Source organism: Pseudomonas oryzihabitans (assembly GCF_007665395.1).
GTDB lineage: Bacteria > Pseudomonadota > Gammaproteobacteria > Pseudomonadales > Pseudomonadaceae > Chryseomonas > Chryseomonas psychrotolerans_C.
Genome location: NZ_VDND01000012.1, coordinates 42,117 through 66,408 on the forward strand (window position 1 = coordinate 42,117; position 24,292 = coordinate 66,408).

General features: G+C 65.8%; 26 protein-coding genes and 1 tRNA gene. 22 read left to right on the forward strand and 5 right to left on the reverse strand.

All coding sequences use genetic code 11. The features are described 5' to 3' along the window. The first annotated feature begins 16 nt into the window (after positions 1-16). Both catC and catA read left to right on the forward strand, forming a co-directional pair. Entirely contained in the window at positions 17-307 is a 291-nt protein-coding gene (gene catC / locus FSV73_RS20845) for a muconolactone Delta-isomerase (protein WP_145010890.1), read from the forward strand. Positions 308-343: 36 nt separating this feature from the next. After that, positions 344-1,279, forward strand: a complete 936-nt coding sequence (catA, locus tag FSV73_RS20850; protein WP_145010894.1) for a catechol 1,2-dioxygenase — start codon at positions 344-346, stop codon at positions 1,277-1,279. A gap of 69 nt (positions 1,280-1,348) precedes the next feature. On the opposite strand, the gene FSV73_RS20855 is transcribed toward catA, so the two are convergent. Beyond that, on the reverse strand, positions 1,349-3,259 hold the full coding sequence (locus tag FSV73_RS20855; RefSeq protein ID WP_145010897.1) for a sigma 54-interacting transcriptional regulator: 1,911 nt from the start codon (positions 3,257-3,259) through the stop codon (positions 1,349-1,351). Between the two features lie 237 nt (positions 3,260-3,496). Between FSV73_RS20855 and FSV73_RS20860 the strand changes: the two genes are divergently transcribed. From FSV73_RS20860 to FSV73_RS20920, 13 genes are all read left to right on the forward strand, one after another. After that, on the forward strand, positions 3,497-3,979 hold the full coding sequence (locus tag FSV73_RS20860; RefSeq protein WP_140214992.1) for an MSMEG_0572/Sll0783 family nitrogen starvation response protein: 483 nt from the start codon (positions 3,497-3,499) through the stop codon (positions 3,977-3,979). Positions 3,980-4,053: 74 nt separating this feature from the next. Beyond that, on the forward strand, positions 4,054-4,998 hold the full coding sequence (locus FSV73_RS20865) for a Nit6803 family nitrilase (RefSeq protein ID WP_145010900.1): 945 nt from the start codon (positions 4,054-4,056) through the stop codon (positions 4,996-4,998). Beyond that, a complete protein-coding gene (locus FSV73_RS20870; RefSeq protein WP_260856131.1) occupies positions 4,991-6,082 on the forward strand; it encodes an MSMEG_0568 family radical SAM protein in 1,092 nt (363 codons plus the stop codon). The genes FSV73_RS20865 and FSV73_RS20870 overlap by 8 nt, the downstream gene beginning before the upstream one ends. A 12-nt stretch (positions 6,083-6,094) precedes the next feature. Further along, positions 6,095-6,658 (forward strand): MSMEG_0567/Sll0786 family nitrogen starvation N-acetyltransferase, encoded by a 564-nt coding sequence (locus tag FSV73_RS20875; RefSeq protein ID WP_145010903.1) that lies wholly within the window; start codon positions 6,095-6,097, stop codon positions 6,656-6,658. Continuing rightward, a complete protein-coding gene (locus FSV73_RS20880) occupies positions 6,648-7,634 on the forward strand; it encodes a sll0787 family AIR synthase-like protein (protein ID WP_145010906.1) in 987 nt (328 codons plus the stop codon). The genes FSV73_RS20875 and FSV73_RS20880 overlap by 11 nt, the downstream gene beginning before the upstream one ends. A 1-nt stretch (position 7,635) precedes the next feature. Further along, positions 7,636-7,965 carry an MSMEG_0570 family nitrogen starvation response protein gene (locus tag FSV73_RS20885; protein ID WP_145010909.1) on the forward strand — a complete coding sequence of 110 codons (330 nt, stop codon included), beginning with the start codon at positions 7,636-7,638 and terminating at the stop codon, positions 7,963-7,965. 14 nt (positions 7,966-7,979) lie between these two features. Then, positions 7,980-9,230 carry an MSMEG_0569 family flavin-dependent oxidoreductase gene (locus FSV73_RS20890; RefSeq protein WP_145010912.1) on the forward strand — a complete coding sequence of 417 codons (1,251 nt, stop codon included), beginning with the start codon at positions 7,980-7,982 and terminating at the stop codon, positions 9,228-9,230. A 300-nt stretch (positions 9,231-9,530) separates the two neighbouring features. Further along, positions 9,531-10,265 (forward strand): SDR family NAD(P)-dependent oxidoreductase, encoded by a 735-nt coding sequence (locus FSV73_RS20895; RefSeq protein ID WP_145010915.1) that lies wholly within the window; start codon positions 9,531-9,533, stop codon positions 10,263-10,265. 192 nt (positions 10,266-10,457) lie between these two features. Then, positions 10,458-11,693, forward strand: coding sequence for a zinc metallochaperone GTPase ZigA (gene zigA / locus FSV73_RS20900; protein WP_145010918.1), 1,236 nt, complete (start codon positions 10,458-10,460; stop codon positions 11,691-11,693). A 13-nt stretch (positions 11,694-11,706) separates the two neighbouring features. Continuing rightward, positions 11,707-12,609, forward strand: a complete 903-nt coding sequence (folE2, locus tag FSV73_RS20905; RefSeq protein ID WP_145010921.1) for a GTP cyclohydrolase FolE2 — start codon at positions 11,707-11,709, stop codon at positions 12,607-12,609. 138 nt (positions 12,610-12,747) lie between these two features. After that, a complete protein-coding gene (locus FSV73_RS20910) occupies positions 12,748-13,011 on the forward strand; it encodes a hypothetical protein (RefSeq protein WP_145010924.1) in 264 nt (87 codons plus the stop codon). A 310-nt stretch (positions 13,012-13,321) separates the two neighbouring features. Further along, a complete protein-coding gene (locus FSV73_RS20915) occupies positions 13,322-13,540 on the forward strand; it encodes a hypothetical protein (RefSeq protein ID WP_145010926.1) in 219 nt (72 codons plus the stop codon). A gap of 1,263 nt (positions 13,541-14,803) precedes the next feature. Then, a complete protein-coding gene (locus FSV73_RS20920) occupies positions 14,804-15,181 on the forward strand; it encodes a hypothetical protein (protein ID WP_145010929.1) in 378 nt (125 codons plus the stop codon). A gap of 711 nt (positions 15,182-15,892) precedes the next feature. Here the strand turns inward: FSV73_RS20920 and FSV73_RS20925 are convergent. Then, a tRNA-Ser gene (locus tag FSV73_RS20925) sits at positions 15,893-15,980 on the reverse strand. Positions 15,981-16,107: 127 nt separating this feature from the next. Between FSV73_RS20925 and FSV73_RS20930 the strand changes: the two genes are divergently transcribed. From FSV73_RS20930 to FSV73_RS20960, 7 genes are all read left to right on the forward strand, one after another. After that, positions 16,108-16,776, forward strand: coding sequence for a Bax inhibitor-1/YccA family protein (locus tag FSV73_RS20930; RefSeq protein ID WP_145010932.1), 669 nt, complete (start codon positions 16,108-16,110; stop codon positions 16,774-16,776). Between the two features lie 49 nt (positions 16,777-16,825). Beyond that, entirely contained in the window at positions 16,826-17,221 is a 396-nt protein-coding gene (gene tusD / locus FSV73_RS20935) for a sulfurtransferase complex subunit TusD (RefSeq protein ID WP_145010935.1), read from the forward strand. A 1-nt stretch (position 17,222) separates the two neighbouring features. Continuing rightward, entirely contained in the window at positions 17,223-17,579 is a 357-nt protein-coding gene (gene tusC, locus FSV73_RS20940) for a sulfurtransferase complex subunit TusC (protein WP_145010938.1), read from the forward strand. Continuing rightward, complete coding sequence (tusB, locus tag FSV73_RS20945; protein WP_145010941.1) at positions 17,576-17,875, forward strand: sulfurtransferase complex subunit TusB; 300 nt, start codon at positions 17,576-17,578, stop codon at positions 17,873-17,875. Before tusC ends, tusB begins: the two co-directional genes overlap by 4 nt. A 2-nt stretch (positions 17,876-17,877) precedes the next feature. After that, positions 17,878-18,192: a TusE/DsrC/DsvC family sulfur relay protein gene (locus FSV73_RS20950; RefSeq protein ID WP_145010943.1), complete on the forward strand. Its 315-nt coding sequence runs from the start codon at positions 17,878-17,880 to the stop codon at positions 18,190-18,192. Beyond that, positions 18,189-19,172: a glycosyl transferase family protein gene (locus FSV73_RS20955; protein WP_145010946.1), complete on the forward strand. Its 984-nt coding sequence runs from the start codon at positions 18,189-18,191 to the stop codon at positions 19,170-19,172. Before FSV73_RS20950 ends, FSV73_RS20955 begins: the two co-directional genes overlap by 4 nt. 64 nt (positions 19,173-19,236) lie before the next feature. Beyond that, a complete protein-coding gene (locus FSV73_RS20960; protein ID WP_145010949.1) occupies positions 19,237-20,238 on the forward strand; it encodes a glutathione S-transferase family protein in 1,002 nt (333 codons plus the stop codon). A gap of 3 nt (positions 20,239-20,241) precedes the next feature. Here FSV73_RS20960 and cysG read toward each other — a convergent pair whose 3' ends face one another. The 3 genes from cysG to FSV73_RS20975 are packed head-to-tail and all read right to left on the reverse strand — an operon-like array spanning position 20,242 to position 24,286. Next, positions 20,242-21,633 carry a siroheme synthase CysG gene (cysG, locus tag FSV73_RS20965; protein WP_145010952.1) on the reverse strand — a complete coding sequence of 464 codons (1,392 nt, stop codon included), beginning with the start codon at positions 21,631-21,633 and terminating at the stop codon, positions 20,242-20,244. After that, positions 21,633-22,910, reverse strand: coding sequence for a serine--tRNA ligase (gene serS, locus FSV73_RS20970; protein ID WP_145010955.1), 1,278 nt, complete (start codon positions 22,908-22,910; stop codon positions 21,633-21,635). Before serS ends, cysG begins: the two co-directional genes overlap by 1 nt. Before the next feature lie 47 nt (positions 22,911-22,957). Further along, positions 22,958-24,286, reverse strand: coding sequence for a replication-associated recombination protein A (locus FSV73_RS20975; RefSeq protein WP_145010958.1), 1,329 nt, complete (start codon positions 24,284-24,286; stop codon positions 22,958-22,960). Positions 24,287-24,292: the final 6 nt, after the last annotated feature.

Sequence of the window (24,292 nt, forward strand, 5' to 3'; positions counted from 1 at the left end):
CCGTGGAGGATTCACCATGCTGTTCATGGTCCGCATGACCGTCAAACTGCCCCACGACCTGCCCGCCAGCGAAAGCACGCGCCTCAAGCAGGCGGAAAAGGAACTGGCCCAGGAGCTGCAGCGCCAGGGGACCTGGCGCCATCTCTGGCGCATCGCCGGGCTCTACGCCAACGTCAGCGTCTTCGACGTGGCCGATGCCCAGGCGCTGCACGATACCCTGCTGCAACTGCCGCTCTACCCCTACCTGGAGATCGAGGTCACGGCCCTCTGCCGGCACCCCTCTTCCATCCACGACGACGACCGCTGATTGGCCGCGCATAACAACAACACCGAGGATAGCCCCATGACCCTAGCCCTTTCCCAGCACGCCGATGTGCAGAAGTTCTTCGAAGTCGCCAGCGGCTTCGAGCAGGCCGCCGGCAATCCGCGCCTCAAGACCCTGGTGCACCGCATCCTCACCGACAGCATCCGCCTCATCGAGGACCTGGAAGTGACGCCCGAGGAGTTCTGGCAGGCGGTGAACTATTTCAACGACCTGGGCGCCCGCCAGGAAGCCGGCCTGCTGGTCGCCGGCCTGGGCCTGGAGCACTACCTGGACCTGCTGCTGGATGCCCAGGACGCCGCGGCCGGCCGTACCGGCGGCACCCCGCGCACCATCGAGGGCCCGCTCTATGTCGCCGGCGCCCCGCTCTGCGAAGGCGAGGCCCGCCTGGACGATGGCCGGGACGACGGCGTGCCGCTGTTCATGACCGGCCAGGTACGGGATACCGCGGGCCGCCCGCTGGCCGGCGCCCTGGTGGACGTCTGGCACGCCAATACCGGCGGCACCTATTCCTACTTCGACCCGACCCAGTCCGAGTTCAATCTGCGCCGGCGCATCCGCACCGATGCCGAAGGCCGCTACGCCTTCCGCAGCATCGTACCCTCCGGCTACGGCTGCCCGCCGGATGGCCCCACCCAGCGCCTGCTCGACGGCCTCGGCCGCCATGGTCAGCGCCCGGCGCACATCCATTTCTTCATCTCCGCCCCCGGCCATCGCCACCTGACCACCCAGATCAACCTGGCCGGCGACCAGTACCTCCACGATGACTTCGCCTACGCCACCCGCGACGAACTCATCGCCGACATCCGCTTCCACGAGGATGCCGACGCCGCCCGCGCCCGTGGCCTCACCGGTGCACGCTACGCCGAGATCGACTTCGACTTCGAATTGCAGCCCGCCGAGGAAGCCACCGCCGAGCAACGCAGCGCCCGCCCACGCGCCCTCGAGGAGGTCTGAGGTCCTGGCGGCGCGGACCGCACGCCTTGCGTCCAGGCGACTAGCGGGGCGTGCGGTGCGATCGACCTTTCACAGCTGACCCGCGTCGAGCTGCAGGCGCTTGAGCCGCGAGGCCAGCGTCGTAGGCTTCATCCCGAGCAGCTGCGCGGCGCCGTCCTTGCCAAATAGCCGGCCCTGGCAGGCGCGCAACGCCGCCAGGGTGTTCTCCCGCTCCCGTTCACGCAGCTGCGCATCGGTCAGGATGGCTGCACTCGGCTCGGCGACGACCCGCCGTGGCGCCATCGCTCCACCGTCCTCGGGCAAATCGATACTGAGCTGCTGGTCCTGCGCCGTGATCAAGGCCCGCTCGATGACGTTCTGCAACTCGCGGATGTTGCCCGGCCAGGGATAGCGTTGCAGCCGCGCCAGATCCACCGCTCGCAGGCGCCGACCGGGGCGATTCAGGCGCTTGCCGATCTCGCTGATGAAATGCAGCGCCAGGGGCGCTATATCCATCGGCCGCTCCCGCAGCGCGGGTGAATGGATGGGAAAGACATTCAGGCGGAAATACAGGTCCTCGCGAAAATGCTTGGCCTGGACCTCTTCGCGCAGGTTGCGATTGGTCGCCGCCACGATGCGCACGTCCACCTTGCGCGTGCGTTCCTCGCCCACCCGCTCGAACTGGCCTTCCTGCAGGACCCGCAGCAGCTTGCTCTGTAGGTCGAGGGGAATCTCGCCGATCTCGTCGAGAAACAGGGTTCCGCCATCGGCCAGTTCGAAGCGCCCGATCCGGTCACGCACGGCCCCGGTGAAGGCGCCGCGGATATGGCCGAAGAATTCGCTCTCGAACAGTTCGGCCGGGATCGCCGCGCAATTCACCCGGATCAACGGCTGGGCGCTGCGCCGGCTGGCCTGGTGGATGGCCCGGGCGATCAGCTCTTTGCCGGTACCCGATTCACCATGGATCAGGACGCTGGCATCGGTGGGCGCGACCACGTCGATCTGCTTGATGATCTTGAGGATCGGTTCGCTTTGCCCGACGAGCTCGCGGTAGCTGTGCTCGATGTGGATTTCTTCCTGCAGGTAGGCGTTCTGCTCTTCGAGGCGCTGCTTGAGTTGCTGCAGCTCCTCGAGGGCGTGCGTCAGCTGCCGCTCCATGCTGCGCCGCTCGGTGATGTCGCGGAACACCACCACGGCCCCCACCAGCTTGCTGTCGGAGATCACCGGGGTACTGGTGAACTCCACCGGGAAGCAACTGCCGTCCCGCCGCCAGAACACCTCCTGGCGACCCTCGTGCACCACGCCATCGTGCACGGCGCGATAGATCGGGCACTCCTCCACCGGATAGTGCGAACCGTCGGCATGGCTGTGGTGGTGAATCAGATGGATGTTCTTGCCGATCATGTCTTCCGGTTCCCAGCCGAGCATCCGCGCCCCCGCTGGATTGACGAAGGTGGCCAAGCCCTCGCAATTGATGCTGTAGATACCATCGCCGACGGCGCTGAGCAGCAGCTGGTTGTCCCGCTCGGTCTCCTTGAACAGGTTGAGGATGTTGCGCCATTCGATCAGTCCCCCGCGCATGGTACGAGCGGTGTCCGCCTGATCCAGGTGGAAGCGCTGGCGCCGCTGCTCGCGCAGTACCAGGATGAGTTGCTGCCGGCCCTTGAGATGCAGGCTGGTCGCGGTGATCTCCAGCTGCAGGCGTTCGCCGCTTTTGCAGGTACAGGTCAGGTCATCGGTCCAGCCGCGGCCCTTTTCGATCACGGCCTGGCTGAACACGATCAGATCCGCCAGCTGGTGGCCGAACAACTTGCTGACGGGCAGCGTCAGCAAATCCTGGCGGGGATAGCCCAGGAGTTGACAGGCTGCGATGTTCAGGTCGCCGAAGCGATCCGTGTAGGGATCGAGCAGCGCGATGGCATCCGCGCAATGCTCGAACACCATGTGGCGTGAGGAATACGCCAGGTCCGCCCAGTCGGAGAGATAGTCGGTCTCGATCATCTACGGAATCTCGTGACGTTCAGTACGAAAGATCGTAGTTCTACGCCTTTGCGTAGCCTTCGAAAAGGTGCAGAGCGCCCTGAAAAAAACCGGATCAGATCGATAAAATCATAAGAATCAACGACCTGGATATTGGCCAACGATATCTATCGCGCTTGGCACGTCCTTCGCTCCTCCCAGGCAGACCGATTCGCCATCCCGGCAATCGCCCTCGTGACCCTAGTGGAGAGAAACAGCATGCCAACCGTGGACATTGCCCAGTACCAAGATGGTGACTTCCTGGTCAACTACGAAGAGAAGGTCTTCGAAGACGTCAAGGCCGAGCCGGGCGAAAAGGCCTTGTTGACCTTCCATACCATCGCCTTCGAAGGCTCCATCGGCCTGGTCAATCTGCTGCAGGCCAAACGCCTCCTGCGCAAGGGCTTCGAAACCAAGATCCTGCTGTACGGACCCGGCGTGCAGCTCGGCGTCCAACGGGGCTTTCCGACCCTGGGCGCCGAGGCTTTCCCCGGTCACTTGGCCGTCAACAACCAGATCAAGGCCTTCATGAGCGAAGGCGGTGAAGTCTATGCCTGCCGCTTCGCGCTGCAGGCCCTGTACGGCCAGACCGAAAAGGCCTTGATCGAAGGCATTCGCCCGATCAATCCCCTGGATGTGATGGACCTGCGGCTGCTGATGCGGCGTGAAGGGGCGCTGATCATCGACACCTGGACCGCCTGAGGCGGCCGCGGACGCCTCGCGACGGCCCAGGGCGGTCGTCGCGAGTACCTCTCCTCGATTACCAGGACCTCAGCATGACCGTCATCCGCGCCGCCGCCGTCCAGTTCAGTCCCCAGCTCTACTCGCGCCAGGCCACCGTCGACAAGCTCTGCCAGCAACTCTTGGACCTCGGCCGCGACGGGGTGCAATTCGCGGTTTTTCCGGAAACCGTGGTGCCCTACTACCCCTATTTCTCCTTCGTGCAGCCGCCCTTCACCATGGGCAAACAGCATCTGCAGCTGTTGCAGGAATCGGTGACCATTCCCGGTGACGCGACCCAGCAATTGGGCGAGGCCTGTCGCGAGGCGCAGATCGTTGCCTGCATCGGCGTCAACGAGCGCGACGGCGGCACTATTTACAACGCCCAGCTGCTGTTCGATGCCGATGGCCGCCTGATCCAGCACCGGCGCAAGATCACGCCCACCTATCACGAACGCATGGTCTGGGGACAGGGTGACGGCTCCGGATTGCGCGCGACCGACAGCGCCGTGGGGCGCATCGGCGCCCTGGCCTGCTGGGAGCACTACAATCCCCTGGCGCGCTATGCCCTGATGGCCGATGGCGAGCAGATCCACGCCGCCATGTTCCCCGGCTCCCTGGTCGGTCCGATCTTCGCCGAACAGATGGAGGCCACCCTCCGCCACCACGCCCTGGAAAGCGGCTGCTTCGTCGTCAATGCCACCGCCTGGCTGGACTCCGAGCAGCAGGCGCGGATCATGGCTGACACCGGCTGCCCGCTCGAACCGATTTCCGGCGGCTGCTTCAGCGCCATCGTCAGCCCCGAAGGCAAGGTGCTGGCGCAGAAAACCGAGGGCGAAGGCGCGATCATCGCCGACCTCGACTTCGCCCTGATCGACAAGCGCAAGCGCATGATGGATTCGGTGGGGCACTACAGCCGGCCGGAACTGCTGAGCCTGTTGATCGACCGGCGTCCCGCCCCCCATGTCCAGGAGCGGATGGCGGTGACCAGCCATGAATAGCCAGGTGATCGCCAGCGACTTGCTCGCCGAACTGCAGTGCCATGGCGTGCGCTGGCAGGGCGCCGATGGCCTGGCCCGCAAGGGCGGCGCCGGCCCTTCCGACCACAAGGCACTCAGCCTCGGTGAGCACACGGCCATGGTGCCGATGCTCAATACCGCCTCGCTGGGCTCCCCCTACAGTGCCATACCGGACGACAGTGGCGCCCAGGCCCTGATTTTCCGCGAAGGCCTCGAGATCGGCCGGGTCGAACTGCCACGCGTGCCGCGGTTCTACGGGTTGCGCACCGACGACGGCATTCCCTACTGGAAAATCGCCACCCTGCACAGCAAGGATGTGCTGGCCACCACCCTGCTGCAGCATTGCATCCGGATGAACGATGCCGCCAGCGCCTGCCAGTTCTGCGCCATCAACCAATCCCTCGCCGCCGGCAAGACCATCGCCCGCAAGCGTCCCGCGCAACTGGCCGCGGTAGCCAAGGCCGCGGTGGCGCTGGACGGGGTCAAGCACCTGGTGATGACCACCGGCACGCCCCAGACCCCGGATCGCGGCGCGGCGATCCTCTGCGAATCCGCCGCGGCCGTGAGCGCGGCGGTCGAGCTGCCGATCCAGGCGCAATGCGAGCCGCCGGATGACGACCGCTGGTTCACCCGTCTCAAGGACAGCGGCGTGGACTCCCTGGGCATGCACCTGGAAGCGGTCACCGACAGCGTCCGGCAGCGCATCATGCCCGGCAAGGCCGAGGTGCCCCTGTCGCGTTATTTCAGCGCCTTCGAGGCGGCGGTCAGGGTGTTCGGCCACGGCCAGGTCAGCACCTACATCCTGGCGGGCCTGGGCGATAGCGAGGATGCCATCGCCGCCATGAGCGAGCGCCTGGCCGCGCTGGGCGTCTATCCCTTCGTGGTGCCCTTCGTGCCCATCGACGGCACGCCCCTAGCAGGCCACCCCAAGCCCGACAGCGCCTTCATGCAACGCCTGTATCCGCGCGTGGGTGCCAGCCTGCGCCGCCATGGCCTGCACTCCGCCCAGATCAAGGCCGGCTGCGCCAAGTGCGGCGCCTGTTCGGCACTCAAGCGCCACGAATAAGAGGAGACGTCCATGGCCGAACATGCCTTTGCCTTGACCGACGATACCTTCAGCGACTTCCTCGCCGGCGACCTGCTGGTCAAGCCGGCGACCGAGGCCTGGGAGCGCGCCGGCTACTATGCCCTGCGGCGGGCGGTCTTCTCCGACGAGCAGCGTTTGCTGGAGCAGGATCGCGACGCCAGAGACTTCGGCGCCCTCCCCATCGTGGCCGTCACCCATCACTACGGGATGCCCGAGCAGATCGTTGGCGCCGTGCGCATCTACCAGGAGTCGCCTGGCGTCTGGTATGGCGGTCGCCTGTGCGTGGAACGAGCCTATCGCCGCCATAGCATGATCGGCAAGGCGCTGGTCAACGAGGCGGTCGCGCGCGCCCTCGACCTGGGTTGCCAGACCTTCCTCGCCACGGTCCAGCACGCCAATGAAGGCTACTTCCACAAGCTGCACTGGGAAACCCTTTACCCCCTGGAGCTCCTGGGTCAGCCCCATGTCCTGATGCAGGCGCGCCTGGACTGCTATCCCATCCTGCCCCGCCACGTGGCGCTGGTCCCCTCGCGGAGTCGACGTCATGACGGTTGACCTGGCGGTGCTGCTCGACGCGCTGAAGGATAGCGATGCCATGCGCGCCAAGCGGGCGATCCAGCGGCCGGCCTTGGCATTTGCCGCACCGGAGGGCGAAGACGAGGCTCGCTACGCCTTGCCCGGCGACGACACCGCGGCCCTGCGCTGCGGTGATCAGTATCAGTTGCTGGCCATCGAGGGCATGCTGCCGCAGTTCGTCGCCCAGGCGCCCTGGTTCGCTGGTTGGTCGGCGGTGATGGCCAATGTCAGCGACATCACCGCCATGGGCGGCCGCGCCACCGCCGTGGTCAACGCCTACTGGCATCACGACACGGCCGCGGCCGACCAGCTCCTCGCCGGTATGCGGGCGGCCTGCCAGGCCTATGGCGTTTACCTGGCCGGCGGCCATACCAGCGAGGGACCGGAGCACCCGACCGCGCTGGCGGTGGCCATCACCGGCTGGGCGCGTTGCCTGTTGTCGACCCTGCATGTGCGCCCCGGCCAGTGCCTGGCCATGGTGGTCGACCTCGAGGGCCGCTGGCACGGCGACGCTCCCTACTGGAAGGCCTTCGAAAACGTCGCGCCGGCCCACCTGCGCGCCAAGCTCGAGGTCATTCCACGGTTGGCCGAGGCCGGTCTGCTACAGGCCGCCAAGGACATCAGCAACGCCGGCTTGCTGGGCACGCTGCTGATGCTGCTCGAGCCCACGGTCTGCGGCGCCCAGCTCGACCTGGCCAAGGTCCCGCGCCCTGCCGATGCGCCACTGGAGCGCTGGTTGCGCGCCTTCCCGAGCTACGGCTTCCTGCTGACCCTCGCCGATCAGGACCTGGCCGCCGTTACCGCGGCCTTCGCCCGGGAAGGCCTGCAGTGCGCCGCCATCGGCCGGATCGACGCCAGCGCCCGGCTAACCGTCGAATTGGGCCCGCAACGGGCGGAATTCTGGAATCTGCACGACCATTCGTTCACCGGCTTCAGCCCGGCCAAGGAGCTTTGATATGCCCGCCGTGATCATCCGACTGCGCTGGCCCGATGGCCAGGAAAGCACCGCGTATTCCCCCTCGACCAGCATTGGCCGGCACCTGGAAAGCGGGCGGCGCTACCCCCTGAGCGAATTCCTGCAGCGTGCCGAAAGCGGCCTGCACGCCGCCTCCGAACGGGTCAAGGAGGTCAAGGGCTTCTACTGCAGCGCCGCCATGGACAGCCTGAGCGAGTTGCGCCGGCAGGCACGCTCGTACGCCGGCAGCGGCGATCCACAGATCGAGGTGCTCGAACTCCAGCCACAGGGGCGGACCACCGGTAACCCCGCTACCTTCGGCGATATCTGAACGAGGAATTCCCCATGTCCCATTACAGTGCCATTGTCGTCGGCGGTGGCCAGGCCGGGCTGTCCGCCAGCTACTACCTGCAGCAACAGGATATCGATCATCTGGTGCTGGAAAAGCACTCCCTGACCCACACCTGGCGCGACCAGCGCTGGGACAGTTTCTGCCTGGTGACGCCCAACTGGCAGTGCGCCTTGCCGGGCCACTCCTACGACGGCCCCGATCCCCACGGCTTCATGAAGAAGGCCGAAATCATCGCCTACCTGGATGCGTTCATCGCCAAGGTCCAGGCGCCGGTGCGGGAGGGGGTCACGGTCCAGCGCCTGGTGACGCGCCCAGAGGGTGGGTATCGACTCGCCACCAATGCTGGGGAATTCAGCGCCGATCAGGTGATCGTGGCCAGCGGTGGCTATCACACGCCGATCATCCCCCGGCTGGCCGAACGCCTGCCGGCGTCCATCGTCCAGCTGCATTCCGAGCAATACCGCAACGCCGCTTCCTTGCCGCCCGGTGCGGTGCTGGTGGTGGGCTCTGGCCAATCGGGCGCGCAGATTGCCGAGGACCTGCACCTCGCCGGTCGCCAGGTGTACCTCGCCGTTGGCGAGGCGCCACGCTGTGCCCGTCACTATCGCGGCAAGGACGTGGTCGACTGGCTGGCCGAGATGGGCTACTACGAGATCGGGGTCGACGCCCACCCGCTACGGGAGGGCGTGCGCGACAACACCAACCACTACGTCACCGGGCGCGATGGCGGCCGCGACATCGATCTGCGCCGCTTCGCCCTGGAGGGCATGCGCCTCTTCGGACGGCTGAACGGCCTGGAAGGCGGGGTGCTGACGTTCTCCGCGGACCTGGCGGCCAAGCTGGACGCCGCCGATGCCGTCTACAACCGCATCAATGCCAGCATCGACCAGTACGTCGCCCAGCAAGGGATCGATGCACCACCAGGCGTGCCCTACGAGCCCCTGTGGCGTCCCGAGGATGTGCCCACCACCCTGGACCTCGGCAGTGCCGGCATCACCAGCGTCATCTGGTGCATCGGCTTCCAGCCCGACTTCAGTTGGGTCGATGTACCGGTATTCAATGGACGCAGCTATCCCGGCCATACCCGTGGCATTACCGCCCAACCGGGGCTGTATTTCCTCGGACTGCCCTGGCTGCACACCTGGGGCTCCGGGCGTTTCAGTGGTGTGGCCCGTGACGCGGAGTATCTGGTGGCGCACCTGCGCCGACGGCAGGCCGCGAAAGAAGACGCTCGACCGCGCTGAGCCAGCCAGGCCGCCGTCAGGACGTAAATGCCGGCAGCCGTCCTGCACGCGACCCCTGCGCGTCGCTAGACGATGAGCAGCGCCAGGGTGGCGCTGCGGTTCAGCTCGCAGCCCGGTGCTTGCCGCCTTGGGCATCGCCTCTCGCAACACGGATTTCACGACCCAGACGTTCTGGCTGGACGTTTGCGGAATGCTTCTCGACTCGGCATAGTGGATCGGCTGACCAGACGCCGGAGTCACTGCCATGCCCGCCTTGCTAGCCCATGCCCTGGACTGCCGTGCCGCCCCGGGGAGCCAGCCATGACCCAGCGCACCATGCTGCTCACCGGTGCCAGCCGCGGCATCGGCCATGCCACCGTCAAGCTGTTCCGCAACCTGGGCTGGCGGCTGCTCACCGTCTCCCGCCAGCCGTTCTCGGAAGAATGCGCCTGGCCCGAGGCGCGCGACGCCCATATCCAGGCCGACCTCGCCGACCTCGGCCAGATCGACCGCCTGGTGGCCACCGTCCGCGAGCGGCTGCCCAGCGGCAGGCTGGACGCCCTGGTCAACAACGCTGGCATCTCGCCCAAGGGCCCGGACGGCAGCCGCCTCGGGGTCGCCGCCTCGGATGCCGAGACCTGGACCCACGTCCTCAACGTCAACCTGATCTCCACCGCCCTGCTCGCCCGCGCCCTGCTACCGGAGCTGGAAGCGGCGCGCGGCAGCATCGTCAACGTCACCTCCATCGCCGGCTCTCGGGTGCATCCCTTCGCCGGCGTCGCCTATGCCGCCTCCAAGGCCGGCCTCGCCGCCCTCACCCGCGAACTGGCCCATGAATTCGGCCCGCGCGGCGTCCGCGCCAACGCCATAGCCCCCGGCGAGATCGCCACCTCCATCCTCTCCCCCGGCACCGATGGCCTGGTGGAAGCCGAGGTGCCCCTCAAGCGCCTGGGTACTCCCGACGAAGTCGCCGAGACCATCTACTTCCTCTGCAGCGAACGCTCCTGCTACATCAACGGCGCCGAGATCCATATCAACGGCGGCCAGCACGTCTGAGGGTCTTCCCGTTATAGGTCGTTGGCGATAAGGGCGCGTGACGGGTAGCCGCGCCGGTGCTCGTCGCACCCAGTGGTCGTCACCCCGCTCCCTCGAGGCGGCTTAACGACTCCTGTATGCTATGTTATAACATCTTTAAGCGTCCGGCCCCTGTCCCAGAGATGCGCCCTTTCCGACTCTCAGCTACCCGTGATGACCATGACGACCCAACCCGCCCTTACCAGCAAGAAACTCCCCGTCACCGTGCTGTCCGGCTTCCTCGGCGCCGGCAAGACCACCCTGCTCAACCACATCCTCCACAACCGCGAGGGCCGCCGGGTGGCGGTCATCGTCAACGACATGTCCGAGGTCAACATCGACGCCGCCCTGGTGCGCGACGGTGGCGCCGAACTATCGCGCACCGAAGAAAAGCTGGTGGAGATGAGCAACGGCTGCATCTGCTGCACCCTGCGCGAAGACCTCCTGCTGGAGGTGGAGCGCCTCGCCCGGGACGGCCGCTTCGATCAACTGGTCATCGAATCCACCGGCATCTCCGAGCCGCTGCCCGTGGCCGAGACCTTCACCTTCGCCGGGGAAGACGGCCGCTGCCTGGGCGATGTCGCCCAGCTCGACACCCTGGTCACCGTGGTGGACGCCTTCAACTTCCTGCGCGACTACGCCTCCAGCGATTCCCTGGAATCACGCGGCGAATCCCTGGGTGAAGAAGACGAACGCACGGTGGTCGACCTGCTGATCGAGCAGATCGAATTCTGCGACGTCCTGGTGGTGAACAAGCTGGACCTGGTCGAGCCGGCCGACCGCGACCGCCTGCTGGCCATCCTGCGCAGCCTGAATCCCCGTGCCCGCCTGGAACTGGCGAGCTTTGGCGCCGTGCCCCTGGAGCGGGTGCTGCAAACCGGTCTGTTCGATTTCGACGAAGCCGCCAAGGCGCCGGGCTGGCTCCAGGAACTGCGCGGCGAGCACACGCCCGAGACCGAGGAATACGGCATCACCAGCTTCGTCTACCAGGCCCGCCGCCCCTTCCATCCCGAACGCTTCTTTGCTCTGGTCGAGCAGGAATGGCCCGGCGTGGTGCGCTCCAAGGGCTACTTCTGGCTGGCCAGCCATCCCGCCCATGCCGGTACCTGGTCCCAGGCCGGCGCCGTCGCCCGGCACGGCGTGGCGGGTCGCTGGTGGGCGGCGGTACCGCCCGAGCAATGGCCGGACGACGAAGAGACCGTCGCCCTCATCAAGGAAAAATGGCACGAGGGCGTCGGCGACGCGCGCCAGGAACTGGTGCTGATCGGCATGGACATGGACGAAACCGCGCTGCGGGCCCGTCTCGACGCCTGCCTGCTGACCGATAGCGAACTCGCCGCCGGCCCGCGGGCCTGGACGCAGTTGCACAACCCCTTCAGCGACTGGCCCCAGGCCGCCGCTCCCCATTGATTAGAGCCCGCCGATGAATGCCATCCTTCCCGACGTCTCCCTGAGCGAGACCGCCACCCTGCCCGCCGCCCTCGACTGGGTCGGCATGCAGGGTATCGACCTGCCCCTCCACCTGCGGGAGGGTGCGTTCGACGGCCTGCTGCCCGCCAGCGTCGACGTCCAGGTCGACCTGCCCTCGGCCACCAGCAAGGGCATCCACATGTCCCGGCTCTACCAGCTGCTGGATCGCCTGGGGACGGACGCGCCCCTGACGCCCGAGCGCCTGCGGTCACTGCTCGCCGACATGGTCGCCAGCCATCGCAGCTGCGAATCCCGCGCCGCCCGCCTGCGCCTGGACTGCGCCCTGCTGATCCGCCGCCCGGCCCTGGTGACCCCCGAGTTGAGCGGCTGGAAACGCTATCCCGTGCGGCTCGAGGCGCGCTGGGTCGCAGGTGTCTTCCAGCTCGATGCACGGGTCGAAATCGCCTACTCCTCCACCTGCCCCTGCTCGGCGTCCCTGTCCCGGCAACTGATCGAGCACGCCTTCCTAGCCGACCTTGGAACGGATACCCAGCTGGATCCAGCCACGGTCGCCAGCTGGCTGCGCCGCCACGCGTCCCTGGCCACGCCACACAGTCAGCGCAGCCTGGCGCAGGTAAGGGTCGGGCTGTCTGACAGAGCATCCGCCTTCGGTCTGCTGCCCTTGATCGACCGCTGCGAAGCGGCCCTGGGTACCCCGGTGCAGACGGCAGTCAAGCGTGCCGACGAACAGGCCTTCGCCGCCCTCAACGGCAGCAACCTGATGTTCGTCGAAGACGCGGCCCGCCGCCTCCTGGTCGCCCTGCGTGACGACTACCCGGACGCGCACATCCACGTCCGCCACCTGGAAAGCCTGCATCCCCATGATGCGGCAGCCTGGGCCGGTGCGCCCGACTGACTCCGGCCAGCCACCTTCGCCGCTGGCCCCCTGATCGCGACAACGCCGCTTTCAAAACCACTGCTTTGCGGCTTTACTGAAAACGAAGCGGCCCGCCTCGTAGCCGCTCTGCCCCAAGCCTTTCAGGAGAGCTTCTCGATGAAATCACGCCTCACAGCTGCAGTCATGACCGTCCTGCTGACCACCCTAGGCTCCGGCATAGCGCTGGCGGAAAGTCCCGTGGAAAAAAGCGTCCGCCAGGACGGTCGCGATGTGCGCAAGGACGCCAAGCACGATGCCAAGGAAGTCGACAAGGGCGCGGCCCATGCCGCCAACGAAGCCGACCGCACCGACAACCACCTCGACAAGGAAAGACATCGCGAGGACAAGAAGGTCGACAAGGAATACAAGAAGACGCTGTAGTGCTTGGGGTTCGGACAAAGACCGGGGCGCAGCGCGTCCTGGGCTTTGTCCCACACCTGAGACGATGAGAGGACCAATAAAGCCTGGTGGTCCGAGATGGCGCTCAGGAGCGGAAGTGGCGGAAGTATCAATGAGCGCCTGAACAGCGCCCTTCAAACCCCAGTGCTCTGCATACCTGCATTTTCACGGTGCCTGACCACCGCACTGGCGCGCAAACAACCCCCAGTGGCTCCCTAACGAAAGAGCGGGCACGACCAAAACTGCCGAGCGAGCCAAGCTACAAGCTTTGCCACCGCACAGGACCGTCCAGATGAGTGACGCTTACGATTACTTACTGATCGCGGCCAGCTTCGGATCGAATATACGCAAGGAGCTAAAGACCGGTCAGCGTGGCTGGTGCTGGGTGAAGAAATTTCCCCGCGCGGCTTGGTGGATCGCTTTGGGCATGGACCTCGTTTACTGGACCTTGGCCCTAGCGGTGATAACGTCGCTGCTCATGATCGCTATATTGATCTGGCTGCGATCCTAGTTGTGCTTAGAGAAAACCCTTTGCGGATAGCGGTCCCTAGGCGCAGCCTCTGCCGAGATCTTAGTGCCAACCGCGGATGGATGGCGCATTCCGCGAGTTGCCGGGCCTCAAGGGGTCCCGCTTAGGTCTTGGCAGAGGGATAGCATGCCTACCAATCAAGAAATCATGTTGCTCAGCGCTTTGGTATTGGTGTTCACCTACGCCAAAGCCTGGGCATTCAGGCGATGGAAGATTTCGCCGGCTATGCAGCTTTTCATCGATTAGCTCATCTACCTGTTCTTCATGTTCCTGATAACAGCGGTGCTGTACAACATGACTCGCGCGCCGATGAAAACCATTTCGCCCAACACGTCCAACGTCATTGCCGCTCAACCCATAGACGCTCGACAATCATGCAAGGTGTAGCGCCTAAACCTTCCCAACTGGCTGGATGCCTATAGCCGAGTAGTCTTCACGGAGGAACCATGTCTGCCTCGCTGCGCACCTTGAGTCTCGTGCTGGTCATTATTCCCCTCGCTGCCTGCTCCTACCTTCGCCCAGCATGGATGACCGGCGCCTACGGAGAAGGCTATAGCGATGGCTGCCGTGCCAGAGACGTAAGCGAGCGTGATCGCATTCCCCGAGCGCACCTGCAGGCTGAGTATTTCAACGGATGGACAGCGGGCTTCAAGGCCCGCAAGGCAGAAAGGGATCGAGAAAAGTGGCAGAAACCTGCCAACCTTCCAGGCCCTCCGAGCTGCGGCCCTCAGTACAGAAGCTGTTGTGACTGATCGTAACGCGTGCTGGAAACATCAAAGCGAAGCCCGCGCTGGCCGATCGAGATCTAATCAGTGCGTTGCCGTTAACGAGCCCATGTTGGGTAAAACGACCTTGGCTCTCTTGATCGTGCGCTCAAACCCACACCAATCTATGAAGGTGACCAGCAGCCGCGAGAATCGGCCCGCTTGGTAATCTCCCCAAACATAACGATCGCGTTGCCTCCTGATTACCCAGGCCGCCCGGGTCGAAGTCGTCGCCCCAAAATGCCGAATTCGTCGACCTGTTCCCTGACAAGTCATGCAGTACCCAGGTGCGCAGATTGCAGCTCCCTTGCCAGTGACGAACGACAACCAGAGGTAGGCGAACCATTCAGCCTGCCATGTATCCGGCCTGCTACCCGCTCTGCATATTCCCTGCACAGTCGATGGCGATACTTCCTCAGGCAGCCCCCACACTGCACCCGTAGTGGCCTGCCCGGCCAAAACGGGCTTTAGGTTCGCGCCTGTGATCCAGCTGAACCTTCCCGGCACAGGGAGTGCGCCGGCCTTTCTTCTACCCGCGACCTGGCTCGCGATTACCGACGGCTCGAAGCCAATGATCCCTTCCCGACTGGTCACTGCCCTGCGTGATGGGCAGCTGCGAATTCAATCCGAAAGCCTGACCGCTGATGAAAAGCGCGCGCTGTGCGAACAGTTCGCCGCGCTGATGGGGCGGGAGACGGTGGCGTGCAACGACCAAGATCAGCAGAGATGGCTGCTGGCCAAGGCCTGGGCGTCTGCGGCCGGAAAGACAAAGCCGCATTTTCGCCACTCGGGGCCCCGCATGACGACGGGTATCGAGCAGGTCCGCGCCATCCTCGCTGATCTGCCAACCGGGCAATAGGTCGAACCTTCCTACCATCGTATTCATCGGCGATGAGGAACGACTACCAGTTTCCTCTGCGGCAGCCCGCGTTCGCTCCTACCCGGTTCGCTGCCGGTACCAGCAGGGTGTAACGAACAGGATCTACGTTCTCATATAGCAATGCACTGAGCGCTGGCGCCGCATCCGGATAGATCCAGTCCCTAATGGAGTACCTACCGCGCTTCTCCCTAAGGGCCTATGTGGCGTGCCGACCCGGAGCACAAGCGGTGAACGCTTCGATCTCCTGCGGCACTCGCAACCACTACGTCAGAAGCTGTGAGTACCCAAGCAGCAAGCCCCCACTACCTGATACCTCACGGAGGCCCTGACCTGATGCTGCAAACCATCTTTACCTGACACGTGGCGAGCTACTCAAACCACGCGAAATTTCTGGCCGCTGCAACTCGGCTTCCAAGACAGTCGGAGGGCGGTATTGCCAAGCCAAGAAATGCGGCAAGGGCCTTAGGAGCCAGCAGAAAGCGTGCATCCGAGTCTCTGGGGCGAACCGCGAACGCCTTAAAGAGACGATCTACCAGCGCGTCGGCGAAGGCGTCGACGCTACCCACTGATCCGTTAAGGATGGAAATTGGCTTTAAAGTTACGGAAACCAGCCCCATATAGGGATCAGCCGAACTCGTGCGCCCATAAACAGAAAAGCCCCGGCAGGCGGGGCTTTCAGGGTGCTGCAAGTGGCGGAAGCGCAGAGATTCGAACTCTGGGACCCTTGCGAGTCGGCGGTTTTCAAGACCGCTGCCTTAAACCACTCGGCCACACTTCCGTAAGAGGGGCGCATAGTACCTGATGGCAACACACTGTCAAACACTCGCAAGCGATCCTTAAGCAACATTTGCTATCTTCGGGGTCGTACGGTACATCACACCGTCTATCTAGCTTTGGAGTACACCATGAACGAGCGTCAATACGCCTACAACCCTGCTATCGCGCAGCCGCGGGACGTCAGCCGTGTATTGCGCAACACCTACGCCCTGCTGGCCATGACCCTGGCGTTCAGCGGCCTGGTCGCCTTTGTCTCGCAGCAGATGCGGCTGCCCTACCCCAATATCTTCGTGGTCCTGATCGGTTTCTACGGCCTGTTCTTCCTGACCGTGAAGACCCGTGACAGCGGCTGGGGCCTGGTCAGTACCTTCGCCCTCACCGGCTTCATGGGCTATACCCTGGGCCCGATCCTCAATATGTACCTGGGCATGCCCAATGGCGGCAGCGTGATCGCCTCGGCAGCGGCCATGACCGCCCTGGCCTTCTTCGGCCTGTCCGCCTACGCGCTGATCAGCCGCAAGGACATGAGCTTCCTCAGTGGCTTTCTGATGGCGGGCTTCTGGATCCTGCTGGGCGCCGTGGTGCTGTCCTTCTTCGTCCAGATCAGTGGTCTGCAGTTGGCCATCAGCGCGGGCTTCGTGCTGTTCGCCGCCGCGGCCATCCTGTTCCAGACCAGTGCCATCGTGCACGGTGGTGAAGACAACTACATCATGGCTACCATCAGCCTGTACGTCTCGATCTACAATATGTTCATCAGCCTGCTGCAGATCTTCGGATTCGCCAGCAGCAACGATTGATCACCAGCGGTAGCCCAAGAGGCCCGCTTCGGCGGGCCTTTTTACATCCATGAAATTTGCCATCGTTGTCCTTTCCCCTCCCCAGGCGCCCTCGGCGCGGCGGGCCCTGCGCTTCTGCGAAGCCCTGCTGGCCGGCGGCCACCAGCTGTCGCGTCTGTTTCTCTATCGCGACGGTGTCTACAACGCTTCCCATGCCACGGTCAGTGGCCAGGACGAATCGGATCTACCGGCGCGCTGGCGCGAGCTGATCGAGCGCCACCAGGTCGATGCCGTGGTCTGCATCGCCGCCGCCCTCAAGCGCGGCCTGCTCGATGAACAGGAGGCGCGTCGCTACGAGCGCCCAGGTGCGGTGAACGTGCGGGCGCCCTGGCAGCTTTCCGGCCTGGGCCAGCTCCACGAGGCGGTGCAGGACGCCGACCGCCTGCTCTGCTTTGGAGGCGACTGAAATGGCCAAGAGCACCCTCGTCATCACCCGGCAACCGGCGCTGGGCGGTCCCGCCCCGCGTGAAGCCCTGGATATCGTGCTGGCCGGTGGCGCCTTCGAGCTACCCCTGGCGCTGCTGTTCGCCGGTCCCGGGGTGACCCAGTTGCTCACCACCGACAGCGCTGCACTCGAGCAGAAGGACCTGGGCGCCAACCTGTCCGCGCTGCCGCTGTTCGGCGTGGAGGCCATCTATGCGGAGGCCGCTGCCCTCGAGCGCCTGGGCATCCCTCCCGAGCAGCTCCCCACCTGGGTGACGCCCTTGGCGCCTGCGGCCCTGGCGGCGTTGATCCATGACCATGACCAGGTGATTTCCCTGTGACGACCCTGCACCTGTTTTCCCGCTCACCGCTCGCCGACGTCGATGCCCTGGACGCCCTCGCCTGGGTGCGCGGTGAGGATGCCGTCCTCCTCACCGGCGGCGCGGTCGAAGCGCTGCGCCCGGGCAGTGCCGCAGCCCAGTTGCTGGAACGGCTTCCCGCCGGTGCGGCCGTCTATGCCCTGGCGGAAGACGTCCAGGCCCGTTGCCTGCAGCCCGAAGCTGCGGTGCCCCTGATCGACTATCCCTCTTTCGTCGACCTGAGCGTGAACTGCGCCAAGGTCATCAGCTGGACCTGAACATGACGCCCCTCGATCTCGATCCCGAAGGTTATCTGCGCGACCTCTCCCACTGGAGCCCCGCGGTCGCCGAGCAGCTGGCGCAGCGGGAGGGCATCGCGCTGACCGCTCGCCATTGGCAGGTGCTCCAGGCGCTCCGGGACTTCTATCGTCAATTCCAGCTCTCGCCGGCGAACCGGCCGCTGATCAAGTACATCGCCCAGACGCTGGGCCCGGAACTGGGCAACAGCCTGCAGCTCAATCTGTTATTCAAGGGTGCGCCGGCCAAGGTCGGTGCCAAGCTCGCTGGCCTGCCGAAACCGGATAACTGTCTATGACCCTCACCACGCCCGAAGAACATCCCTTCGCCGTCTACGTCCGGGCCCTGGGCAAGGGCAAACGCGGCGCCCGCAGCCTGACCGAGGCCGAGGCCGAGACGGCCATGGGCCTGATCCTCGATGGCCAGGTGACCGACGCCCAGCTCGGCGCCTTCCTCATGCTGCTCAGGCACAAGGAAGAGAGCGCCGAAGAGCTGGCCGGCTTCACCCGCGCGGTCCGGGCCCGCCTGCCGCAGCCGAACCTCGCCGTCGACCTCGACTGGCCCTCCTATGCCGGCAAGAAGCGCCACCTGCCCTGGTACCTGCTGGCGGTGAAGTGCCTGGCCGGCAGCGGCGTGCGGGTGGTCATGCACGGCGGCGGTACCCACACGGCTGGGCGGCTCTATACCGAACAGTGCCTGGCCGACCTCGGCCTGCAGACGGCCCGGGACTGGCAGGCCGTTGGTGCCCTCCTCGACCAGGGCCAGCCGGCCTTCCTGCCGCTGGCGGCCTGGATGCCCGAGCTGCAGCGAATGATCGACCTCAAGGCCGAGCTCGGCCTGCGCTCGCCGATTCACTCCCTGGTGCGGCTGCTCAACCCCAGCGGCGCACGCAGCATCCTGCAGAGCATCTTCCACCCGGGCTACCAGGAGGTGCATCGCGAAGCCAGCCGCCTGCTGGGTGACGACAGCATCGTCATCAAGGGCGAAGGTGGCGAGGTCGAGCGCAATCCCGACGTCATCGCCCACCTCTATGGCACCCGCGGCGGTGAAGCCTGGGACGAGAGCTGGCCGGCGCTCAGCGAACGTCGCCAGGTCAAGCCCGAGCGTCTCGACCCGGCCCTGCTCGCCGCCACCTGGCGCGGCGAACCGGAGGATGCCTACGGACGCCTCGCGGTGATCGCCACCCTGGCGGTGGCGTTGCGGGCGCTGGGCCAGGATCCCGCCAGCGCCCACAGCGAGGCCGAACGGCGCTGGGACGCCCGCGACCGCTCGCTCTGAGGGCGTCATCGGAACCCTGGCCCCGGTCCGGGTTCCTAACCGCAACCTAGCGGAGGATGACGACATGGGCTTGTTGGTCGATGGGCAGTGGCAGGATCGTTGGTACGACAATGGCAAGGATGGTCACTTCAAGCGGGAAGAGGCCCAGCGGCGCGACTGGATCGCACGGCCGGAGCAGCCTATCCCGGACGGTGCGGAACGCTTTGCACCGGAAGCCGGCCGCTATCATCTCTATGTGTCCCTGGCCTGCCCCTGGGCCCACCGTACCCTGATCTATCGCCAGCTGAAGGGGCTGGCGCCGCTGATCGGGGTGTCGGTGGTCAGCTGGCTGATGCGCGAGGAAGGCTGGACCTTCGATCCGGCGCTCGGCTCCACCGGGGACGACCTCTATCACCTCGAACGCCTCTACCAGCTCTACCAGCGCGACCAGGCCGACTACACCGGCCGGGTGACGGTACCGGTACTCTGGGATCGCCAGCAGGAGCGCATCGTCAGCAACGAATCCGCCGAGATCATCCGCATGTTCAACGGCGCCTTCGATGACCTCACCGGCAATCGCCTGGACCTCTACCCGGAGGACCTGCGCGGGCGTATCGACGCGCTCAACGAGCGCATCTATCCGACGGTCAACAACGGCGTCTACCGCGCCGGCTTCGCGACGACCCAGGACGCCTACGAAGAGGCCTTCGACGAGGTCTTCGCCACCCTCGACGATCTCGAAGGACTACTGCAGCAGCAGCGTTATCTCACCGGCGAATGGCTGACCGAAGCCGACTGGCGCCTGTTCACCACCCTGATCCGCTTCGATGCCGTCTATCACGGCCACTTCAAGTGCAACCTGAGGCGCATCCGTGACTATCCGGCGCTGCAGGGCTGGCTGCGCGAGTTGTACCAGTGGCCGGGTGTCGCCGAGACGGCGGACTTCCAGCACATCAAGCACCACTACTACGGCAGCCACGCGCAGATCAATCCGACCGCCATAGTGCCCAAGGGCCCGGCCCTGGAGCTGGACCTGCCCCCTGGCCGCGAAGCCCTGGCCGGCGCCGGGATCCGGGGTTCGGCCTGAGCATCAGGCGGTCTGGGCACCTTCGAACCAGGCCAGCTTCTCCCGGAGCGCCACCACCTCGCCGACGATCACCAGGGTCGGCGCATGGACCTCGTGCTCGGCGACCAGCTGCGGCAGATCCTGCAGGGTACCGGTGAACACCCGCTGGTTGGCCGTGGTGCCCTGCTGGACCAGCGCTGCCGGCGTCGCGGGGTTCTTGCCGTGGGCGATGAGCTGCTCGCAGATGGTCGGCAGGCCGACCAGGCCCATGTAGAACACCAGGGTCTGCCCGGGCGCGACCAGATCGGTCCACGGCAGATCGGCCGAACCATCCTTGAGATGGCCGGTGACGAAGCGGACCGACTGGGCATGATCCCTGTGGGTCAGCGGAATGCCGGCATAGGCCGCGCAACCGCTGGCCGCGGTGATGCCCGGGACCACTTGGAAGGGAATGCCTTCGGCGGCCAATTCCTCGATCTCCTCGCCACCGCGACCGAAGATGAAGGGGTCGCCACCCTTGAGGCGCAGGACCCGCTTGCCCTCCCGCGCCAGAGTAACCAGCAGGCGATTGAGATCTTCCTGAGGTACGGCATGCTCGGCGCGCCGCTTGCCGACATAGATGCGGTCGGCGTCGCGCCGGCACATGTCGAGGATCGTCGGGGCCACCAGCCGGTCGTAAAGCACCACGTCGGCCTGCTGCATCAGGCGCAGCGCGCGGAAGGTCAGCAGGTCCGGATCGCCCGGACCGGCGCCCACCAGGTAGACCTCACCGCGAAAGGTTTCCCCTTCACTCGCCAGCTTGGCTTCCAGCAACTGCTCGGCGGCCTGGGGTTGGCCGGAGAACACCTTCTCGGCGACCTCGCCCTGGAACACCTCTTCCCAGAAGATGCGCCGCGCCTGGATGTCGGCGAAGCGTGCCTTGACCCGGGCACGAAACCGCTGGGCCATTTGCGCCAGCTGGCCATAGGTGGCCGGGATCCAGCTTTCCAGCTTGGCCCGCACCAGCCGCGCCAGCACCGGGGCGTCGCCGCCGCTGGAAATGGCGATCACCAGCGGCGAACGGTCGACGATGGCCGGAAAGATCACGGTGCAGAGGCGAGGCGCGTCCACCGCATTGACCGGCAGACCCAGGGCCTGAGCATCGTGGGACACGGTCTCGTTGACCTCGTCATCGTCGGTGGCGGCGATCACCAGGCAATGCCCGGCGAGCAGGTCCGCGGCATAGCGCTGAACCAGGCACCTGCCGCCCTTCGCCTCGACGAAGGCGCGCACCTCCGGCTCGATCTCCGGTGCGACCAGGGTGATGCGCGCCCCGGCCTCGGCCAGGAGCACGCTCTTGCGCATAGCAATGTCGCCCCCGCCGATCACCAGCACCGGACGGCCGTCGAGCTTGTGGAAGAGCGGCAGGTAGTCCATCAGCCGATGACCTCGAGGCCGCCCATGTAGGGCTTGAGCACCTCGGGCACGCGGATGCTGCCATCGGCCTGCTGGTAGTTTTCCAGCACCGCCACCAGGGTACGGCCGACGGCCAGGCCGGAGCCGTTGAGGGTGTGCACCAGCTCGGGCTTGCCCTCGGCGTTGCGGAAGCGCGCCTGCATGCGCCGCGCCTGGAAATCGCCGCAGTTGGAGCAGGACGAGATCTCGCGGTACTTGCCCTGGCTCGGCACCCACACTTCCAGGTCGTAGGTCTTGGTGGCACCGAAGCCCATGTCGCCGGTGCACAGCGACAGCACGCGGTAAGGCAGCTCCAGCCGCTGCAGCACGGTCTCGGCGTGACCGGTCAGCTCTTCCAAGGCGGCGAACGAGGTGCTCGGCTCGACGATATGGACCATTTCCACTTTGTCGAACTGGTGCTGGCGGATCATGCCACGGGTGTCGCGGCCCGAGGCGCCGGCTTCGCTGCGGAAGCACGGCGTGTGGGCGGTGAACTTGAGCGGCAGGCGCTTGGCATCGAGGATCTGGCCGGCGACCAGGTTGGTCAGGGTGACCTCGGCGGTGGGGATCAGGTAGAGATCGCTCTCCCCTTCGCGGCCGATCTTGAACAGGTCTTCCGCGAACTTGGGCAACTGGCCGGTGCCCTGCAGGGTCTCGGCCTGCACCAGGTAGGGGGTGTAGGTCTCTTCGTAGCCATGCTCGCCGGTGTGCAGGTTCAGCATGAACTGCGCCAGGGCGCGGTGCAGGCGGGCGATGGGGCCACGCATCACGGCGAAACGGGCGCCGGAGAAGCGAGCGGCGGTCTCGAAGTCCAGCCAGCCGTGGGTTTCGCCCATGGCGACGTGATCCTTGATCTCGAACTCGAAGGCACGCGGGGTGCCCCAGCGGCGCACCTCGACGTTGTCGTCCTCATCCTTGCCGACCGGCACCGAGGCGTCGGGCAGATTGGGCAGGCCCAGCAGCAGGGCGTCGAGTTCGCCCTGGACGCCGTCGAGTTCGCGCTTGGCTTCTTCCAGTTCGCCACCCATGCGATCGACCTCGGCCAGCAGCGGCGCGATGTCTTCACCGCGCGCCTTGGCCTGGCCGATCCCCTTGGAGCGGGCATTGCGCTCGGCCTGCAGGGTCTCGGTGCGGGTCTGCACCGCCTTGCGACGAGCTTCCAGCGACTCCACCAGGCTGACGTCGAGGACGTAGCCACGGGTCGCCAGGCGTGCGGCCACCTCCTCGGTTTGGGTGCGAACCAGTTTCGAATCAAGCATGTCCGTGTCTCTTGCTTAGGAATGGGGGCGGCGGCGCGCGCGGCAGATCAGGAACGCCGCCGGCGCTGGCGCGGGCTGGACCGGTCAAGATCCGCCAGGTGCTGCAGTTTATCGCGGATCTTCAACTCCAGCCCACGGGGAACCGGGTCATAGTAGCGCCGGGGTTCGAGCTCTTCGGGAAAGTAGTCTTCCCCTGCGGCGTAGGCTTCCGGTTCATCGTGTGCGTAGCGGTACTCGTCGCCGTAGCCGAGTGTCTTCATCAGCTTGGTCGGCGCGTTGCGCAGGTGCAGCGGCACCTCGCGCGAGCCGTTCTGGCGGACATCGGCCAGGGCGGCCTTGTAGCCCAGGTACACCGCGTTGCTCTTCGGTGCGCAGGCCAGGTAGACCAGCGCCTGGGCGATGGCCAGCTCACCCTCGGGGCTGCCCAGGCGCTCCTGGACGTCCCAGGCATCCAGGCACAGGCTCAGGGCGCGCGGATCGGCATTGCCGATGTCCTCGCTGGCCATGCGCACCACCCGCCGGGCGATGTACAGCGGATCGCAGCCACCGTCGATCATCCGCGCGAACCAATAGAGCGCGCCGTCCGGGCTCGAACCGCGCACCGATTTGTGCAAGGCGGAAATCTGGTCGTAGAAGGCCTCGCCACCCTTGTCGAAGCGCCGGCGCTGGTCACCCAGCAGGCTCTGGAACAGCTCGGCATCCAGCACCCCACCATCCTCGGCCAGGTCCGCGGCGTTCTCCAGCAGGTTGAGCAGGCGCCGGCCATCGCCATCGGCCGCGGCCAGCAACAACGCCAGGGCCTCGTCGGGCAGGCTCAGGTGCCGTTCGCCCAGCCCCTTGGGGCTGGTCAGGGCGCGTCGTGCCAGGCCGCCCAGGGCCTCCTCGTCCAGGCTCTTGAGCACATAGACCCGCGCCCGTGACAGCAGGGCATTGTTCAGCTCGAAGGAGGGATTCTCGGTGGTCGCCCCGATGAAGATCAGGGTGCCGTCCTCGACATAGGGCAGGAAGGCGTCCTGCTGGGACTTGTTGAAGCGGTGCACCTCGTCGACGAAGAGGATGGTGCGCCGGCGGTACTGGGCGGCCTGCTGCTTGGCCACCTCCACCGCGTGACGGATTTCCTTGACCCCGGAGAGCACCGCCGAAAGGGTCTCGAAGTGGGCATCGGAAACCTGCGCCAGCAAGCGCGCCAGGGTGGTCTTGCCCACTCCCGGCGGGCCCCAGAAGATCATCGAATGCAGCGCGCCCTGCTCCAGCGCCTCGCGCAGGGGCTTGCCGCGGGCCAGCAGGTGTTGCTGGCCCGCGTATTCATCGAGGGTCTCCGGACGCATGCGGGCAGCCAAGGGCTGCCCGACGGGTGCGGCGCTGAAGAGATCCATGGGGTG

Excerpts from the sequence above, each read along its gene's own strand:
- FSV73_RS20855 (WP_145010897.1), bottom strand. The coding sequence starts at position 3,259 with ATGATCGAGACCGACTATCTCTCCGACTGGGCGGACCTGGCGTATTCC.
- FSV73_RS20915 (WP_145010926.1), top strand. The coding sequence starts at position 13,322 with ATGAGTGACGCTTACGATTACTTACTGATCGCGGCCAGCTTCGGATCG.
- FSV73_RS20890 (WP_145010912.1), top strand. The coding sequence starts at position 7,980 with ATGTCCCATTACAGTGCCATTGTCGTCGGCGGTGGCCAGGCCGGGCTG.
- FSV73_RS20960 (WP_145010949.1), top strand. The coding sequence starts at position 19,237 with ATGGGCTTGTTGGTCGATGGGCAGTGGCAGGATCGTTGGTACGACAAT.
- catA (WP_145010894.1), top strand. The coding sequence starts at position 344 with ATGACCCTAGCCCTTTCCCAGCACGCCGATGTGCAGAAGTTCTTCGAA.
- FSV73_RS20870 (WP_260856131.1), top strand. The coding sequence starts at position 4,991 with ATGAATAGCCAGGTGATCGCCAGCGACTTGCTCGCCGAACTGCAGTGC.
- cysG (WP_145010952.1), bottom strand. The coding sequence starts at position 21,633 with ATGGACTACCTGCCGCTCTTCCACAAGCTCGACGGCCGTCCGGTGCTG.
- folE2 (WP_145010921.1), top strand. The coding sequence starts at position 11,707 with ATGAATGCCATCCTTCCCGACGTCTCCCTGAGCGAGACCGCCACCCTG.
- FSV73_RS20950 (WP_145010943.1), top strand. The coding sequence starts at position 17,878 with ATGACGCCCCTCGATCTCGATCCCGAAGGTTATCTGCGCGACCTCTCC.
- FSV73_RS20865 (WP_145010900.1), top strand. The coding sequence starts at position 4,054 with ATGACCGTCATCCGCGCCGCCGCCGTCCAGTTCAGTCCCCAGCTCTAC.
- FSV73_RS20875 (WP_145010903.1), top strand. The coding sequence starts at position 6,095 with ATGGCCGAACATGCCTTTGCCTTGACCGACGATACCTTCAGCGACTTC.
- serS (WP_145010955.1), bottom strand. The coding sequence starts at position 22,910 with ATGCTTGATTCGAAACTGGTTCGCACCCAAACCGAGGAGGTGGCCGCA.
- FSV73_RS20910 (WP_145010924.1), top strand. The coding sequence starts at position 12,748 with ATGAAATCACGCCTCACAGCTGCAGTCATGACCGTCCTGCTGACCACC.
- FSV73_RS20975 (WP_145010958.1), bottom strand. The coding sequence starts at position 24,286 with ATGGATCTCTTCAGCGCCGCACCCGTCGGGCAGCCCTTGGCTGCCCGC.
- tusC (WP_145010938.1), top strand. The coding sequence starts at position 17,223 with ATGGCCAAGAGCACCCTCGTCATCACCCGGCAACCGGCGCTGGGCGGT.
- FSV73_RS20885 (WP_145010909.1), top strand. The coding sequence starts at position 7,636 with ATGCCCGCCGTGATCATCCGACTGCGCTGGCCCGATGGCCAGGAAAGC.
- FSV73_RS20955 (WP_145010946.1), top strand. The coding sequence starts at position 18,189 with ATGACCCTCACCACGCCCGAAGAACATCCCTTCGCCGTCTACGTCCGG.
- zigA (WP_145010918.1), top strand. The coding sequence starts at position 10,458 with ATGACCATGACGACCCAACCCGCCCTTACCAGCAAGAAACTCCCCGTC.
- FSV73_RS20930 (WP_145010932.1), top strand. The coding sequence starts at position 16,108 with ATGAACGAGCGTCAATACGCCTACAACCCTGCTATCGCGCAGCCGCGG.
- FSV73_RS20860 (WP_140214992.1), top strand. The coding sequence starts at position 3,497 with ATGCCAACCGTGGACATTGCCCAGTACCAAGATGGTGACTTCCTGGTC.
- FSV73_RS20880 (WP_145010906.1), top strand. The coding sequence starts at position 6,648 with ATGACGGTTGACCTGGCGGTGCTGCTCGACGCGCTGAAGGATAGCGAT.
- tusD (WP_145010935.1), top strand. The coding sequence starts at position 16,826 with ATGAAATTTGCCATCGTTGTCCTTTCCCCTCCCCAGGCGCCCTCGGCG.
- FSV73_RS20895 (WP_145010915.1), top strand. The coding sequence starts at position 9,531 with ATGACCCAGCGCACCATGCTGCTCACCGGTGCCAGCCGCGGCATCGGC.
- catC (WP_145010890.1), top strand. The coding sequence starts at position 17 with ATGCTGTTCATGGTCCGCATGACCGTCAAACTGCCCCACGACCTGCCC.